The sequence below is a fragment of the Mesorhizobium sp. WSM2561 genome (assembly GCF_000513915.1).
Classification (GTDB): domain Bacteria; phylum Pseudomonadota; class Alphaproteobacteria; order Rhizobiales; family Rhizobiaceae; genus Mesorhizobium; species Mesorhizobium muleiense.
In genome coordinates this window covers 188,930-203,621 of sequence record NZ_AZUX01000016.1, presented here as the reverse complement: position 1 = coordinate 203,621, position 14,692 = coordinate 188,930, and the positions used below count along the sequence as shown (strand labels likewise).

Annotated in this window: 15 protein-coding genes, 1 tRNA gene and 2 pseudogenes; 11 read left to right on the top strand and 7 right to left on the bottom strand. The window is 61.1% G+C overall.

Translation table 11 applies throughout. The features are described 5' to 3' along the window. Positions 1 to 293, bottom strand: a 293-nt coding sequence (locus M727_RS0115795; RefSeq protein ID WP_027151435.1) for a helix-turn-helix domain-containing protein, incomplete at its 3' end; no start/stop codon positions are given. A 279-nt stretch (positions 294 to 572) separates the two neighbouring features. Next, entirely contained in the window at positions 573 to 1,088 is a 516-nt protein-coding gene (locus M727_RS0115790) for a hypothetical protein (protein WP_245268650.1), read from the bottom strand. A 195-nt stretch (positions 1,089 to 1,283) separates the two neighbouring features. Between M727_RS0115790 and M727_RS39990 the strand changes: the two are divergent. Beyond that, positions 1,284 to 1,421: pseudogene (locus M727_RS39990) on the top strand (DUF2274 domain-containing protein); the annotation flags it as partial. Between the two features lie 54 nt (positions 1,422 to 1,475). Here M727_RS39990 and rpoH read toward each other — a convergent pair. After that, entirely contained in the window at positions 1,476 to 2,387 is a 912-nt protein-coding gene (gene rpoH, locus M727_RS0115785) for an RNA polymerase sigma factor RpoH (RefSeq protein WP_023797074.1), read from the bottom strand. Between the two features lie 207 nt (positions 2,388 to 2,594). Next, positions 2,595 to 3,674, bottom strand: coding sequence for an RluA family pseudouridine synthase (locus M727_RS0115780; protein WP_027153490.1), 1,080 nt, complete (start codon positions 3,672 to 3,674; stop codon positions 2,595 to 2,597). 26 nt (positions 3,675 to 3,700) lie between these two features. On the opposite strand from M727_RS0115780, the gene M727_RS0115775 reads away from it, so the two are divergent. From M727_RS0115775 to M727_RS0115750, 7 genes and pseudogenes are all read left to right on the top strand, one after another. After that, positions 3,701 to 4,078 carry a hypothetical protein gene (locus M727_RS0115775; protein ID WP_027153489.1) on the top strand — a complete coding sequence of 126 codons (378 nt, stop codon included), beginning with the start codon at positions 3,701 to 3,703 and terminating at the stop codon, positions 4,076 to 4,078. Beyond that, a complete protein-coding gene (locus M727_RS0115770; RefSeq protein WP_027153488.1) occupies positions 4,075 to 4,482 on the top strand; it encodes a VOC family protein in 408 nt (135 codons plus the stop codon). Before M727_RS0115775 ends, M727_RS0115770 begins: the two co-directional genes overlap by 4 nt. A gap of 89 nt (positions 4,483 to 4,571) precedes the next feature. Continuing rightward, positions 4,572 to 4,646: transfer RNA gene (locus M727_RS0115765), tRNA-Glu, on the top strand. A gap of 103 nt (positions 4,647 to 4,749) precedes the next feature. Beyond that, positions 4,750 to 4,871: pseudogene (locus tag M727_RS43035) on the top strand (type II toxin-antitoxin system HicA family toxin); the annotation flags it as partial. 5 nt (positions 4,872 to 4,876) lie between these two features. Further along, positions 4,877 to 5,296, top strand: a complete 420-nt coding sequence (locus tag M727_RS0115760; protein WP_027153487.1) for a type II toxin-antitoxin system HicB family antitoxin — start codon at positions 4,877 to 4,879, stop codon at positions 5,294 to 5,296. Between the two features lie 184 nt (positions 5,297 to 5,480). Then, positions 5,481 to 6,062, top strand: a complete 582-nt coding sequence (locus M727_RS0115755) for a VOC family protein (RefSeq protein ID WP_027153486.1) — start codon at positions 5,481 to 5,483, stop codon at positions 6,060 to 6,062. Between the two features lie 26 nt (positions 6,063 to 6,088). Beyond that, positions 6,089 to 6,997, top strand: a complete 909-nt coding sequence (locus tag M727_RS0115750) for a glutathione S-transferase family protein (RefSeq protein WP_027153485.1) — start codon at positions 6,089 to 6,091, stop codon at positions 6,995 to 6,997. 465 nt (positions 6,998 to 7,462) lie between these two features. Here M727_RS0115750 and M727_RS0115745 read toward each other — a convergent pair whose 3' ends face one another. The 3 genes from M727_RS0115745 to M727_RS0115735 form a co-directional block, all read right to left on the bottom strand. Then, positions 7,463 to 8,347 carry a hypothetical protein gene (locus M727_RS0115745; protein WP_027153484.1) on the bottom strand — a complete coding sequence of 295 codons (885 nt, stop codon included), beginning with the start codon at positions 8,345 to 8,347 and terminating at the stop codon, positions 7,463 to 7,465. A gap of 534 nt (positions 8,348 to 8,881) precedes the next feature. Next, positions 8,882 to 9,097 (bottom strand): hypothetical protein, encoded by a 216-nt coding sequence (locus tag M727_RS39980; protein ID WP_084646744.1) that lies wholly within the window; start codon positions 9,095 to 9,097, stop codon positions 8,882 to 8,884. A 332-nt stretch (positions 9,098 to 9,429) separates the two neighbouring features. Next, positions 9,430 to 9,792, bottom strand: coding sequence for a hypothetical protein (locus tag M727_RS0115735; RefSeq protein WP_128181846.1), 363 nt, complete (start codon positions 9,790 to 9,792; stop codon positions 9,430 to 9,432). Positions 9,793 to 10,566: 774 nt separating this feature from the next. Between M727_RS0115735 and M727_RS0115725 the strand changes: the two genes are divergently transcribed. The 3 genes from M727_RS0115725 (at position 10,567) to pstA (ending at position 14,686) form a co-directional block, all read left to right on the top strand. Next, the gene (locus tag M727_RS0115725) at positions 10,567 to 11,571 is read left to right on the top strand and encodes a PstS family phosphate ABC transporter substrate-binding protein (RefSeq protein WP_027153481.1); all 1,005 of its coding nucleotides are present in this window, start codon (positions 10,567 to 10,569) and stop codon (positions 11,569 to 11,571) included. 120 nt (positions 11,572 to 11,691) lie between these two features. Beyond that, positions 11,692 to 13,080, top strand: a complete 1,389-nt coding sequence (gene pstC / locus M727_RS0115720) for a phosphate ABC transporter permease subunit PstC (protein ID WP_027153480.1) — start codon at positions 11,692 to 11,694, stop codon at positions 13,078 to 13,080. Then, positions 13,073 to 14,686 (top strand): phosphate ABC transporter permease PstA, encoded by a 1,614-nt coding sequence (pstA, locus tag M727_RS0115715; protein WP_027153479.1) that lies wholly within the window; start codon positions 13,073 to 13,075, stop codon positions 14,684 to 14,686. The genes pstC and pstA overlap by 8 nt, the downstream gene beginning before the upstream one ends. The last annotated feature ends 6 nt before the right edge of the window (positions 14,687 to 14,692 follow it).

The window sequence follows — 14,692 nt, the reverse complement described above, 5'->3', positions numbered from 1 at the left end:
CGCTTGAGCCGCGCCATGATCTTCTTCGGCCCCCACAGTGGATGTGCCTCCTTCGAAGCAACGATCCGCTCCACCAGATCCACCGCCGTCGCCCGGCCATGATTGAGCGGCGCCCGCGGCCGGTCATGCAGACCTTCCGGGCCGAACTCCCGGTACCGTCCCAGCCATTTGTAGCCGATCTTGCGCGATATGCCGAAGTCAGCACAAAGCTGCGTCATCGTCTCATCACCCGCCAGGCACTCCACAACAAACCGAAGCCGCTCATCCATGATGCCAGTCTCTCGCCAAACCATCGCCGGTCCTCCCGGCGAAGGAGAAAACTGTCACCCATGTAATCAGTCCATTCTGTTACCTATCTATCCGGTTCGGACAACCGGACATTTCTCCCCGTATAGTGACGGGGAGAAAGACGCTTTCACTGACGATTTCGCTAATTTTCGACGTTGCAACAAAGAGTGCCGGCGGTGCGATCTGCCTCTTCTCCCCGCCACTATACGGGGAGAAGGTACCCATCTATCAACTGGACACCGGCAGCCGGATGAGGGGCAGCGCAGACGCCAGCCAGTCTAGCTTCAGGGTTTTGTTCGGCGGACTAAATGTTCATACGTGATTTGCCAACGGTCGCTCTCGGAAGATCTTTCCTCGCCGATCCAATGGAAGCTGCTGGCGGTGATCTCGGTGAAACGCCATCGAGTTTTCAGACCGCGCGAATCAGTGCCGAGTTGGACAATGTCCTTACCCTCGGCCCGCCCGGTCTGGCGCGAGTGATCTCGGTTGAGCGGGTCATTCCATATGATGTGCCAGCCATCGATCCCAGGATCGAAGATGCGCAAAGTCGTGCCATACATCGTGGATGGCGCAGGGCGCTTGGGCCTGATCCAGACGTCCTGAATCGCGCGGCCTTCGAGCACCCAGCCAAAATGGCATTCTCCATCCCATTTCTGGATTGTGCCGTCATCGCGGTAGTGGACCGTGTCCATTTCCCAGCTTCCAATTAGCCATCCATACAGGTTCATGTCTTTCGCTCGGTCGGCTGGGGGACCGTCGGATCCGAGAGCGGTGAGAAACGGAGAAATCGTCATCGTCATACTGCCTTTGGTTTCCAAGTAGGCGAGCTCAACTGCCCAGCGCAGCCCCGACGGCCCGTTGTCGCGCCCGCTTGCCGCAAGCGCCGCCTCGTGAAATTTCGCGACGGAAGCCCGTGTCGGCGCCGGAACATTGCCGCCACAATTTGCAGCGTTGCGGTTTCCAGGGCTTGGGGAAAATTGCTATAATGCCGCTATGAGCCGGCCAGGCTGATCACACCGATGATTGAGCGGTTTATGGCGACGGATCGGGCGTTCGCGAAGGCGCGGCGGAACCGGCAACCCCAGCTGGAATATGACACCAAGGGACAGTTCCCGGCAGTCGGTGGACCATAAAAAAGGCGGCGCCAGTTACCTGACGCCGCCGTTATTTGTTTCCGTCGGAAGGTTTTACGCCGCCGGCTGCGCCTCGATGGTGCGCAGCGCCTGCATCTGGCGCTTGGCTGCGGCCTTGACCGCGTCCTGCACCTTCTCGAAGGCGCGCACCTCGATCTGGCGCACGCGCTCGCGGCTGATGTCGAACTCGGCCGACAGCTCTTCCAGCGTCAGCGGCTCCTCAGCCAGGCGGCGCGCCTCGAAGATTCGCCGCTCGCGCTCGTTGAGCACGGCAAGAGCGCCGGACAGCATGCCGCGCCGGTTTTCCAGCTCGTCCTGCTCGATCAGCGCCTCTTCCTGGCTTTCGTGGTCGTCGACCAGCCAGTCCTGCCACTCACCGGACTCGCCTTCGCTCGCCCGGATCGGCGCGTTGAGCGAGGCGTCGCCCGACAGGCGGCGGTTCATCGACACCACTTCCGCTTCCGACACGTTGAGGCGGGTGGCGATCTCGGCGATCTGCTCGGGCTTCAAGTCGCCGTCGTCGAGCGCCTGAATCTTGCCCTTCACCTTGCGCAGGTTGAAGAACAGCCGCTTCTGGTTGGCGGTAGTGCCCATTTTGACCAGGCTCCACGAGCGCAGGATGTATTCCTGGATCGAGGCCTTGATCCACCACATCGCGTAGGTGGCGAGCCGGAAGCCGCGCTCCGGTTCGAATTTCTTGACGGCCTGCATCAGGCCGACATTGCCTTCCGAGATCACCTCGCCGATCGGCAGGCCGTAGCCGCGATAGCCCATGGCGATCTTGGCGACGAGCCGAAGGTGGCTGGTGACGAGCTTGTGCGCAGCCGTGGTATCCTCGTGCTCAGCGTAACGCTTGGCGAGCATGTACTCTTCCTGCGGCTGAAGCATCGGAAAGCGACGGATTTCTTCCAGGTAGCGGCTGAGGCCGCCTTCGCCGGAAACGATACTGGGTAGTGACTGGGCCATGATAGCGCCCCTCTCTCTTGGAGTGGTGCCCCCTAACGCGGCGGGCATATGTCACGAACGCCAAAAGGCTCGTTCGCGACAGCGGATGTATACAGGAACAAAACCAGAAAGGACAGCATTTGGTTCAACACGAAACAGTGTGTCACGCCAAAGTGAACAACGCGGGTCAGGTTTTTGCCGATCTGGTTTTGAATGGATGAAGCCGGTTCAGAGTCTGCGGAAGCCGTCCACGAGTTCCTCCATGTCGCTCGGTAGCGGCGCCTCGAACCTCATCGGTAAATGGGTAGTCGGATGCCGAAATTCAAGCAGGCGGGCATGCAATGCCTGTCGCGGAAAGCCCTTCACCTGGCCTTTCAGCGGCTCGGGCAGCCGGTTCGCCTTGGTCCGAAAGGCCTGGCCGTAATCGGGATCGCCGACGACCGGATGGCCGATATGAGCCATGTGGACGCGGATCTGATGGGTGCGGCCGGTTTCGAGCCGGCATTCGACCAGGCTCGCCGTGGCAAACTCCTTTTGCTGCTCGCCAAAGCGCTCGACCACCGTGAAATGGGTGACGGCGTGGCGGGCATCGTCCCGGCCCTGTGGCACCACGGCACGGCGCACGCGGTCGGCGGCGCGCCCAAGCGGCTCGTCGACCGTGCCTGTCGGTCTCATCGGAATGCCCCAGACCAGCGCCAGATAGGCGCGTTTGAGATCGCCGGTCAGGCCATGGTCGGCAAACGCCTCCGACAATGATTTGTGGGCGCGGTCGGTCTTGGCCACGACCATGACGCCGCTGGTCTCCTTGTCCAGGCGGTGGACGATGCCCGGCCGCCGCACACCGCCGATGCCGGAAAGACTGTCGCCGCAATGGTGGATCAGCGCATTGACCAGCGTGCCGGTCCAGTTGCCGGCGCCGGGATGGACGACCAGCCCCGGCGGCTTGTCGATGACGATCAATTCATTGTCTTCATAGAGGACGTCGAGCGAGATGTTCTCGCCTTGCGGCTCCGCCGGCTCCGGCTCCGGCATGTCGACCGATACGCGTTCACCGGCCGCCAACTTGCGTTTGGTCTCGATGACCGGCTGGCCGCCGACTTTGACGGCGCCCTGTCTGATCAGCATCTGCACCCGGCTGCGCGACATGTCCGGGCCGAGCTTGCCCGCCAGCCATTGGTCGAGCCGCTGGCCGGCCGCATCGGGGCCTGCTTCCAGCACGACCGATCCGTCTGGCGATCCCCCATTTGGCGATCCGCCCGTCAATCCATCCTCTATCAATATCGGGGTCTCTTCGTTATGAGCGCTCATCGAAAATCGTTCCGGAATGGTTTGCCATGGCTGCTGCCGATGAAGACGAGGAAAAGCCGCTCGACCCCGAAGTCGAAAAGGTGCGCAAGAAGCTCGTCCGCTTCGTCGCCATCAACCTCGGCCTGCTGTTCCTCGCCCTTATGGTGGTGATTGCAGCCCTTGTCTACAAAACGCGCAGCGCGCCGCCGGCAGCCCCATCCCCTGCCGGCGACATCCAAGTGCCACCAGGCGAGCCGCTGACCGGCGACATCGTGCTGCCGGTCGGCGCCAAGGTCATCAGTCAGTCGCTGTCCGGCAACCGCGTCTCCATCGATGCGGAGCTTGCCGACGGCAGCCGCGGCATTTTTGTCTACGACATCACCGAGCGCCGAATAATCGGTCGCTTTTCGATCCGCAACAAATGACTGCGTGTGCGAAAAATCGCCGCGTCGCCAGCGTTGCGCTTGTCGTCGCCAATTACGATGAGGCGATCGCCTGGTATGTCGACAGGCTGGGCTTTTTGCTGACCGAGGACGTCGATCTCGGCGGCGGCAAGCGCTGGGTCACGGTGGCGCCGGCGAACGGACAGGGCGCGCGGCTGCTGCTGGCCGAAGCGTCGGACGATATGCAAGCAAGCCGGATCGGCAACCAGACCGGCGGCCGCGTCTTTCTGTTCCTCGAGACCGACGATTTTGTCCGCGACCACGCGGCAATGCTCGAAAAGGGCGTTGAATTCCGTGAGGCGCCCCGCGTTGAGCCCTATGGCACTGTGGCGGTTTTCGCCGATCTCCATGGAAATCTCTGGGATTTGATCGAGCCAAAACGATAGGCCTGCAACGGATATTTCCCGACATCATTGACTGCCAGAAGCCCAGTTGCTTTTTCCCGGCCGTCAGCCTATATCGCCGGTTCTTGAACGCGCCCATCGTCTAGCGGTCAGGACACCGCCCTCTCACGGCGGGAACAGGGGTTCGATTCCCCTTGGGCGTACCAAGGACTTAGCGCGCTTGCGATCTGTGCATCGAATGTTCATCGATGAGCGACCCTGTACGGCCGCGAATGTTGGCGGACCTGAGGATCTGGAGTCGCTGACGCAAGCCATGCACAATTCAAACACAAGAAGAAAGTCGGTAGAGTGACGGTTCCGCACCCCAAAGGGATATTCCTTTGGGAACCTTGCGGAGCATTGAACGTCAATCCGGTCTAAAGCTGAGGTAGATACAATGAAGCAGTATATCGGGTTGGTCCATAAGGATACCGACAGCGACTTCGGCGTGTCCTTTCCTGATTTTCCCGGCGTTGTCACCGCCGGCACCGATCTGGACGACGCTCGTGCTGTGGCTGAGGAGGCCCTTGCCTTTCACATCGAAGGGCTTGTGGAAGATGGCGAAGCCATTCCAGAATCCTCCAGCTTGGAAGATGTCATGGCCGACGCCGATAATCGAGACGGCGTTGCAATCTTGGTTGCGGTGAAGACCGAGGCCAAGAAAGCTGTCCGCGTGAACGTCACGCTCGCTGAAGATGTTCTAAGCCAAATTGACGCTTTTGCTGAGGCGCACGGTTATACCCGGTCCGGCTTTATCGCGAAGGCGGCTCAAAGGATCATCGAGCTTAAGGGCGGTCGAAAGGCTCGCGGCGCTTAGCTACCGTTTGCGCTACACAGGCCTTACAATGCAAGCGTCCCTATGTGGCCTGGCTTCTGGCGCATCGTCGCCGGTTGATTTAGCATCTCCTGATAATCCTCGTGCCAGGCACAAGGCAGCGCAACCGCGAGCGGCACCGGGGGCGAAGAGAACACGACGGCGTCCGGCTGCCAGGGAGGAACCCATGCAAAAACTGCAATCGCAAGGCGTCCATCACATCACGCTGGTCGGCGCCGGGCGCCAGACCTCGATCGACTTCTGGGAAGGCGTGCTTGGCATGCCTTTCATCTTCGAGCAGCCCAATCTCGACAAGGCCAGCGAAAGCCACCTCTATTTCGATCCGGGCGACGGCCGGCTGATCACCATCTTCACCGACGAGAGCCGCACGCCGGTCAAACGGCGCACGCCGACCGATCCGGGCTGCGTCCATCACATCGCGTTTGCGGTGTCGCGGGTCACCTTCCTGCAGGCGGTCGCCCGGCTCGACGAGCGCGCCATCAAGCACAGCGGCGTCAAGGATCGCGGTTTTATGGATTCGATCTATTTCGAGGATCCGCTCGGCCTGCTGATCGAGCTCGCTTCCTACCGTTTCGAGCCGCCGGCGGGCTTCACCCATGCCGACGTGCTGATGCAGGCGCACAAGCTTCGCGTCGCGCGCGGCGACTACGCAATCGCCGAAGTGCATCTCGCCGACGCGATCCAGGCGCTGGTCGAGCGCTCCCGTGCGACCTTGTCGGAGGACCGCGCGCCGAAGAATCCATACTGACGACAGCAACCCGAGGGAGGACGACAATGGTAAAGACGACAACGAAAAATGGGAAGAAGCCGGCTGCCAAGGCCGCCACGAAACCAGCTGCCAAGGCGACAAAGCCTGCGGCCAAGGCGACAACGCCTGCGGTCAAGGCGTCAGGCGCTTCCGACAAGTCGGCAACGAAAGCCGCCGCAAAACTTGAAGACAAGGCGTCCGCGAAATCCGCGCGGAAGACCAAGGCGAAATCAGGAAAGAAGTCTGCACTGATGCTCAGCATGCTGAAGCCGAGCGTCAACAATATGAGCGTACGGGTGTTTGCGCGCGCGGCCGGGCTCGACCATTCCGAGACCGACGTATGGGGCCACACGCGCTCGCCCGAGTATATGGCGCGAAACCCGGCCCATCTGACGCCGATGATCGAGGACAAGGGCCTGCCCAGGGGCGTGTTGTGGGAAAGCTGCGCCATCATGCAGTATCTCGCCAACAAGCACGGGCTGGAGAAATTATATCCCAAGGCGCCGGCCAAGCGGGCGATGATCGACAGCGCCATGTTCTACCTGATCGGCACGCTCTACCCCTATGTGGCGCGCGCCACCTATCCTGCGCTGAATTTCCCGCAATATGCCGGCGAGGTCGGCCACAGCGACGCTCATCCCGACAAGAAGGCGGAAGCCCAGAAGGCTGCTATGACAGCGATAGCCGAGCCGCTGGAGGTCTTTCACAGCTTCTTCAGGAACGGCAAGCCGTTCATCGGTGGCAAGAACCCGTCGATCGCCGACATCCGCCTGGCGGCGACGCTCGAATTCCTGGCCGCCATCGACTACGCGCTGCCCCAATGGGCGAAGGAGTACATGGCGGCGATCGAGAAGAAGCTCGGGAAGGCCTATGCCGAGCCGGCGGCCGACGTGCGCGGCTATATCGCTTATGTGAAGTCGCAGGCCGGGGCGTGAGGCTTTCACTCTCACGGTTTTGCTTGCCCAGGCCGACCGAAACCGAGCCCGAAGGCCCGCCACCTTTTACGGGACGTAAGAATGTTTGAAGCGTCGACGACGAAGCGACGGTTGACCTGGAGGCAGCGGTCCTGATGATCAGGCCTGCGCGGGTGGCGTCCATAGAAGGGACTGTATATGACCCGCAAACTACCCTTGTTCGCCGCGTTCGGCCTGGCGCTTGCTGCCCTGGCGGCGTGTGACCAAACTCAATCGGGAGGAACGCAGGCGACGACCGCTGGCCAATTGCCGCCACCTCCAGCCGACACGATGACGCCGGCACCGGCAACCCCGCCAGCTCAGACAGCCCCTGTTCAGTAACAGATCGTCGTTTTCAAAAATGGAACCCTCGCCCCGGGAGGCGGGGGTTCCATTTGGCATTTCAGCTGCAAAGCGGTGCGGCATGACTGATGCTGCGCTTGTCGTTCAGGGACCGAACATTACAAGCTCGGTGAACGACAGATCTCCAAGCGAGGGTGGTCTGGGACCCCTAAAATATTTCAGCCCGCTGTTGGCGCGGTACCACCCGAACAGACCTCCAATCGGCTCCCTGGCGTCGACGACGCAAAGCAGGTTGCCGCTTCGCAAGAGAAAGCGCCCGATGGCACCGGCGCACCGGCTCAAATCCGCGAGAGAGCGGCAATAGACGATCTGATGGGATGGGATAAGACCGCGCAATATCCGGCGCGGCATCAATACGAAAGGAAACGCTGCTCCGTCGCAAATGCAAATCAATGACCGGCAGCCAAGTGCTGAGTGTTCCGAGAGTATGTATCTGTCGCTGTCGGACAGCATCGCCATTTCCGCAAGATCGGGACGAGCTTCAAGCACGCGACATGACCGCTGCGCCGAACTAAAAGCCGGCAAGAAGGCAAATTGTCCGGTGGTGAAGGGGCGAAAGCCGAGCGCCCAGTTGGCTTTCAACGTTGCGGGCGCCGGCGAAATATTGGTGTAGGTCACGTCCCTTCGCTTGAGAATCGTCGTGACCAATTTGGCGCCATAGGGACGGAATTCTGCGTCGACGGACCAGCTTGAAAGGTTGCAGCGGACTTCGTCGCCTTCCTGCCCGGGATAACGGGTATACAGGGTCAGCACAACGCCGACGATCCGATCGGCCTTCTCCAAGGCCAAGCCGTATTGTGGGAACTCGGCGACGGGAGGCCGCTGCGCCAAACGGGTCAGCGCCTGTATCCAGTAACTTCGGTCACGCTTCGGAAACCCCCGGCACAGGCAGTCGACCACTCCTTGCCAATCTGCTTCGCGAATTGGTCGACAGCGAACGCCAGGAGGGAGAGCGCCAAGCACGGCCATAAGTCGACTTCCAGAATAGGCTAAAGCGCGTTGCGGCTGAACGGATCCAATGCGACGCGCTTAAGTCTTGTTTTTATGCATGTCGTTATCGCAAAAACGCTGCGCAGCCTCGGGTCAGGCCCGAGGGCATGCTTTTGCGCGACATGCATCTTCGATATGCCTCTTACCCTAACACGTTGGTGTACAACGATTAATAATATGTGCCCCATTTAAAGACGACTTTCTGCACTGATCACGAAGACGCAAATCAGATTGGCCACGACGCGTCGACGAGCGGTTCCCGTCGGTTAAGGATTCGTTAACCAAATCCCTATCTACTGGTCGGCAATTCACCTCCAACCCGTGACCACGGATGTACTGGCGCGGGTCGAGGTGGAAGGAAAGGTCGGCCATGTGCCGGCCTTTTTGTCTCAATGGCTATTGTCGTCGAGCACCCTCAGCTTCAAGCGCAACGCCACGCTGATCGGGCCGCCGATTCAGCCAAGCGTTGTTCGGTGGCGTCACCTCGAGCGATCGGACCGGTTCACCAAGATATCAGTGTTGCCCGCGTCTCGCATTGACATGGCGTGCCAATTCCGGCGTCTCGAAGACGTAGTCGCTCCAGGCCGATTCCGGAATCTGACCGGCCAGGTAGCATTCCAGCAAAAGACGTTGCTCAGGACTGAGAGGTCTCGGCGCGCGCTCATGGTCCAGTCTCAGCGAGTGAAACAGATTTCTGGTCACGTCCGAGACAGTGAAGTGAATCGACATGTGTTCCGTCTCCTTTGACCATTCAGCGCATAACCCAAGGGATCGGGAATGATCTCCGCTCCGCTGCCCTTCGGTTCGGAAGGACCATGCGCCAAATCAAAACGCCACAGCGTGTGTTGTGCGTCCAAAGCGACGCGCGGCACTGCAATGGCTGTTTAACGTCGAAGGCCGGATAAGGTTCAACGCGGCTGGCGGCAACGCCGATCAGGCAGCCCGAAACCCACCAGTCGGCTCATGCTCTCGGCCTGCGCGGACCGAACCGCTGCGGCGGGTGCGCAACAACGTTTTTCGGGGCCGCATCTTTTAGCTGCCAGCGCTTGAATGCCGGCTGGCTATTCGCAGACCATGCGGACCCGTTTTCCGGGTTGGCTGACGTTCCTGCAGGTGAGCGGTTTCGCCGGCTCGGATGACGGCGTCGGTGGTTGTCTGGCAATCCTGGCGATTTTCCTTCTCGGCGCCACGGAGGTGTCGATTTTGCGGGCCGCCGCTGTTTCCGGCGTTTCGGGCGCCGCAGGAAAGACATCGGTCTGCAGCAACTGCGGCTGTTCGGCTTGCGCCTGCTGCTGCGGCCGGTCCCAGAACCGCCGGACATCGAGCGGCCTTGGAATGACGACGGTGCCGTCGTAGCTGCGCGAGCAGCCGCCCCCTAGCAGCAGCATCGGGCACACGAAAAAAGGCAGGATCCGTCGCAACATCGGCAACACCCTTGCGGGATCTATAACGCGGCTTCGGTTCTACCGACAACCGTCGGAATACACTGCGGGCAAGGCTAGCGCATGACCCGGAGAATCGGAATCGATTTCGCTGGGATCATGCGCAAAAATCAAAGTGCCGCAGCGTCCCTGGCGCGACTTTGGCGCGATTGGGGGTCGGGGCATGGACGATTGCCTGCCCAAGCCCATCAGCCCTAAGCCCATTAGCGAAGGGCGCCTTGCTCGAAAAGGTCCGCGGACGGGGAAATCCAGCGTGGGATAGCCATGTCAGCCTATCGGGTCCAGCCGATTCGGCGAGGCGTTGCGACAAGACTATGGTGCGATCGCACCATACCAAAGCATGCGTCCGGTTGGAACAATAAGCGCATTCGAGTTCCGCTCCTCCAGTTACGGGCGGGAGCAGCGACCGCCGGCAAGAAGCAGGGTCAGATTTACCCCAACGGACCTGCTTCGGCGATGGCACGGCCATGACCTCCTTGGCCGCATGCAACGCGCTCCCGCCCGGATTTTCTTTTTCGGCGCCAGTTGTTCGCCTGTCCAGGCAAATGCCGGCCGCAAATCGCGCAAGCTGCTGATTCCAGCGGCAAACCACGGCTGCAGCGGCGAGATCCGCGGCCCTGCCTTTTGACAGGGCTGTGCGGTGGTTACCGGGCTGACATCAAACTGTCATGTGACTGTAATAATCGGGGGCTATGGCCTCAGCGGGCGCCGAAGGAATGGCGCCGAGAGACCATTTTCCGAACAGGAGCAGGCCACATGAAGAAATTCCTCCTTACGGCGTCGGCCGCGGCGCTTGCGCTCGCCGCGTCGGCTGGTTATGCCGCCGCGCGCGACCAGATTCAAATCGTCGGTTCGTCCACAGTGTTCCCCTTCACGACGGCTGTCGCTGAAAAGCTCGGCCAGAGCGGAAAGATCAAGACCCCGGTCGTCGAGTCGACTGGCACCGGCGGCGGCATGAAGCTGTTTTGCCAGGGCGTCGGCGAAAATACCGCCGACTTCACCAATGCCTCGCGCGCCATCAAGGACAGCGAGCTTAAAACCTGCAAGGCAAACGGCGTGACACCGGTCGAGATCAAGGTCGGCTTCGACGGCATCGTACTGGCCAACTCGAAGGCAGGGACGGTCGTCGATCTGACCAAGGAACAGGTTTTCAAGGCGCTCGCCAAGAACGTCGCTGTTGACGGCAAGGTCGTCGCCAACCCCTACAAGAACTGGTCGGATGTCGATGCATCGCTTCCCGCGACAAAGATCGAGGTGCTTGGCCCGCCGCCGACATCCGGCACGCGCGATGCGTTCGTCGAACTCGTCATGGATGCGGCCTGCCAGGAAGAAGTGAAGGCGGCTAACGAAAAGGGCTGCGGCGAGATCCGCGAAGACGGCGCTTTTGTCGAGGCCGGCGAAAACGACAATCTGATCGTCCAGAAGCTGGAAGCCAACCCGAATGCCTTCGGCGTCTTTGGCTTCTCGTTCCTTGACCAGAACGCCGACAAGCTGCAGGGCCACAAGGTCGACGGCGTCGAGCCGACTTTCGAGAACATCGCATCCGGCGATTACGGCGTTTCCCGCTCGCTCTTTGTCTATGCCAAAAAAGAGCATGTCGGCGTCATCCCCGGCATGCAGGAATTCATCGCCGAGTACACCTCGGAGGCTGCATGGGGTCCTGATGGTTATCTGGCCGACAAGGGCCTGATCCCGCTGCCGGACGCCGAGCGTGCCAAGTCGGCCGAAAACGCCAAGGCCCTGAAGGGCATGGGCTCCTGATGTTTCGGGGGTCCGAGCGTACTGCTCTGACCCCTCATATCCTAAAGCACAAAGCGCGGGACCATAGGTCCCGTGCTTTGAGCCGGTGAATGACCGGCGGTCGAGGGGACGTCCCGAATCATGGTCGGTTATCTCGTTGTTCTTCTGGTGGTTCTGGCCGCTGCGGCCTATTGGCTCGGCCGGACCCGCGCCATTGCCAGTGTCAATGGCGACGTCGCGCGACTGCATTCGCTGCCTGGCCAGCATGGCATGTTTCTGGCGCTTTTTGCTGCCGGTCCCGCGCTGCTTGCGATCGTGTTGTGGTCGCTGGTGACGCCAGGAATTGAATCGTCGATCATTGCCGACCGCTTCTCCTCCGAGTTGTCGGGAATGGGCGTCCCGCAGGTCGAAGCTTTCATCCGCGACGCTCGCGCGATGGCCTTTGGCGGGCTTGTCGGCTTTGCCGATCCCACGAAAGAGGCGGCCGCCGCGCTCTACAAATCGGTCCATGCGACCAGCACCTGGATCATCTGGACGGTCGCGCTCGTGCTTTCCGCGTCCGGATTTTACTGGGCCTATTCACGCATCGCACAGGCCTACCGGGCGCGCCACGTGGTCGAGCGCGTTCTTCGCGCATTCTTGATCGCCTGTTCGGTGGTCGCGATCCTGACGACGATCGGCATCGTCCTGTCGCTTATCTTCGAGTCCCTGCGGTTCTTCCAACAGGTGCCGTTCTATAAGTTCCTGTTCGGCACGCATTGGTCGCCGCAGAGCGCCTTCACCGGCGCGGGAGCGGAGGCCGGGGCGGTCAACGAGGACATTTTTGGCATGGTGCCGCTCTTTGCCGGCACGTTGCTGATCACCTTCATCGCCATGCTGGTGGCTGCGCCTATCGGGTTGATGGCCGCGATCTACCTTTCGGATTACGCCTCCAAAAGCGTCCGCGCGGTCGCAAAGCCGGTTCTTGAAATCCTCGCCGGCATTCCGACCGTCGTCTACGGCTTCTTCGCCGCGCTGACGGTTGCGCCCTACTTCCGCGGTATCGGCGAAAGCCTGGGCCTCAACGTCGCGTCTGAATCCGCGCTCGCCGCAGGCGTGGTCATGGGTATCATGATCATTCCCTTCGTTTCCTCGCTTTCCGACGATGTGATCAACGCCGTTCCGCAATCCCTGAGAGACGGTTCCGCGGGCCTCGGCGCGACCAAGTCGGAAACCATCCGCAAGGTGGTCCTTCCCGCTGCCCTTCCGGGCATCGTTTCGGCGATGCTGCTTGCCGTCAGCCGCGCAATCGGCGAAACGATGATCGTGGTGATGGCGGCGGGGCTGGCGGCAAACCTCACGGCCAACCCGCTCGAAGCGGTCACCACCGTGACCGTGCAGATCGTGACGCTGCTGGTGGGCGACCAGGAGTTCGACAGCGCCAAGACGCTTGCAGCCTTCGCGCTCGGCCTGGTGCTGTTCTGCATCACGCTTACCCTCAACATCGTCGCTTTGCGCGTCGTCCAGAAATACCGAGAGCAATATGACTGATGCGATCTCGTCATTCGGCGCCGTCGGACGGCCGGTCAGCATTCATACCGACGATGCCGCGAAGGCGCGGCTGAAGGGCCGCTACCGCACGGAAACGTGGTTCAAATGGCTTGGCGCCGCAGCTGTTGCGTTGGCCGGCTTGTTCCTAGTGCTGCTCCTGTCGACGATCGTCACGCAGGCGATTCCGGCGCTGCGGCAGAACTATCTGACGCTGCCGATCGATCTTTCAGCGGCCAAGGTCGACCCGGCGAAACTCGATGAAGTGAACTACGACGCCATCGCTCAGGAAGCGCTTACGGCAAAATTTCCGGATGTGACGAGCCGCCAGGACAAGCGCCTGCTGCGCGGGCTGATTTCCACCGGCACAGGCGTGTTCCTGCGCAAGGATATTGCTGCTGATCCGGGGATGCTCGGAGGAACGGTGGACTATGCGGTTCCACTTGACGATTTTGCCGACCTCTATCTCAAGGGTTTGCTTGCCGACGTCGGTTCGGACGAAGCGATTTCGACAAGCGTCACGCCTTCGGAAACCAGCGGCGACATCGATCTGACCTTCGGCGACGATGCCATGCTGGCGCTGGCGCGCGGCCATGGTGCGACCGAGGGCGAAAACGGCAAGTTTACGCTGACGAGCGGCGCGTCGTCGCTGCTGGTCGCGTTCAATGGCGGCACGGTCAAGCTGACCTCGCTGTCGCCTGCGGCCAACGGCACGGTGATCGCAAAAGGCACGGTGATCGAGGCGCTGGACAGCACGGCGCCCGCCGCGAGCGGCCAGGCATTCCTGCGCGTCATCGAGACGCCGGAAGCATCGCGAAAGATTTCGGACAAGGTGATCGTCTGGCTCGACACGCTGAAGAGCGCCGGCCTGATCGAAAGCCGGTTCAACTCGATCTTCTTCTTCACCGGCGCAAGCCGCGAGCCGGAATTGGCCGGTGTCTGGGGCGCGGTCGTCGGATCGTTCCTGACCATGATCGTAACCCTCGCAATCGCCTTCCCGATCGGCGTTTCAGCGGCGATCTATCTTGAGGAATTTGCACCCAAGAACCGGCTGACGACGATGATCGAAGTGAATATCAACAATCTGGCGGCGGTGCCTTCGATCGTCTTCGGCCTGCTTGGACTTGCCGTATTCCTGAATTTCTTCGGCATGCCGCGCTCAGCCCCGGTGGTCGGCGGCATGGTGCTGGCGCTGATGACCCTGCCGATCATCATTATCGCCTCGCGCGCTTCGCTGCGCGCCGTGCCGCCTTCGATCCGCGAGGCGGCGCTTGGCATCGGAGCGTCCAAGGTCCAGACCGTATTCCATCACGTCCTGCCACTGGCGATGCCGGGCATCATGACCGGCACCATCCTCGGAATGGCGCATGCGCTCGGCGAAACCGCGCCGTTGCTGATGATCGGCATGGTCGCCTTCATCGTCGACATTCCCGGCGGCTTCACCGATCCCGCGACGATCCTGCCGGTGCAGATTTTCATGTGGGCGGATTTCCCGGAAGCGGGGTTCCAGCAGAAGACTTCGGCGGCGATTTTGATTTTGCTGGTGTTTTTGGTCATCATGAATGCCATCGCGGTGATACTGCGCAGGCGCTTCGAGCGGCGCTGGTAAGGAGTA

Excerpts from the sequence above, each read along its gene's own strand:
- M727_RS0115790 (WP_245268650.1), bottom strand. The coding sequence starts at position 1,088 with ATGACGATGACGATTTCTCCGTTTCTCACCGCTCTCGGATCCGACGGT.
- rpoH (WP_023797074.1), bottom strand. The coding sequence starts at position 2,387 with ATGGCCCAGTCACTACCCAGTATCGTTTCCGGCGAAGGCGGCCTCAGC.
- M727_RS0115780 (WP_027153490.1), bottom strand. The coding sequence starts at position 3,674 with ATGAGCGCTCATAACGAAGAGACCCCGATATTGATAGAGGATGGATTG.
- M727_RS0115775 (WP_027153489.1), top strand. The coding sequence starts at position 3,701 with ATGGCTGCTGCCGATGAAGACGAGGAAAAGCCGCTCGACCCCGAAGTC.
- M727_RS0115770 (WP_027153488.1), top strand. The coding sequence starts at position 4,075 with ATGACTGCGTGTGCGAAAAATCGCCGCGTCGCCAGCGTTGCGCTTGTC.
- M727_RS0115760 (WP_027153487.1), top strand. The coding sequence starts at position 4,877 with ATGAAGCAGTATATCGGGTTGGTCCATAAGGATACCGACAGCGACTTC.
- M727_RS0115755 (WP_027153486.1), top strand. The coding sequence starts at position 5,481 with ATGCAAAAACTGCAATCGCAAGGCGTCCATCACATCACGCTGGTCGGC.
- M727_RS0115750 (WP_027153485.1), top strand. The coding sequence starts at position 6,089 with ATGGTAAAGACGACAACGAAAAATGGGAAGAAGCCGGCTGCCAAGGCC.
- M727_RS0115745 (WP_027153484.1), bottom strand. The coding sequence starts at position 8,347 with ATGGCCGTGCTTGGCGCTCTCCCTCCTGGCGTTCGCTGTCGACCAATT.
- M727_RS39980 (WP_084646744.1), bottom strand. The coding sequence starts at position 9,097 with ATGTCGATTCACTTCACTGTCTCGGACGTGACCAGAAATCTGTTTCAC.
- M727_RS0115735 (WP_128181846.1), bottom strand. The coding sequence starts at position 9,792 with ATGTTGCGACGGATCCTGCCTTTTTTCGTGTGCCCGATGCTGCTGCTA.
- M727_RS0115725 (WP_027153481.1), top strand. The coding sequence starts at position 10,567 with ATGAAGAAATTCCTCCTTACGGCGTCGGCCGCGGCGCTTGCGCTCGCC.
- pstC (WP_027153480.1), top strand. The coding sequence starts at position 11,692 with ATGGTCGGTTATCTCGTTGTTCTTCTGGTGGTTCTGGCCGCTGCGGCC.
- pstA (WP_027153479.1), top strand. The coding sequence starts at position 13,073 with ATGACTGATGCGATCTCGTCATTCGGCGCCGTCGGACGGCCGGTCAGC.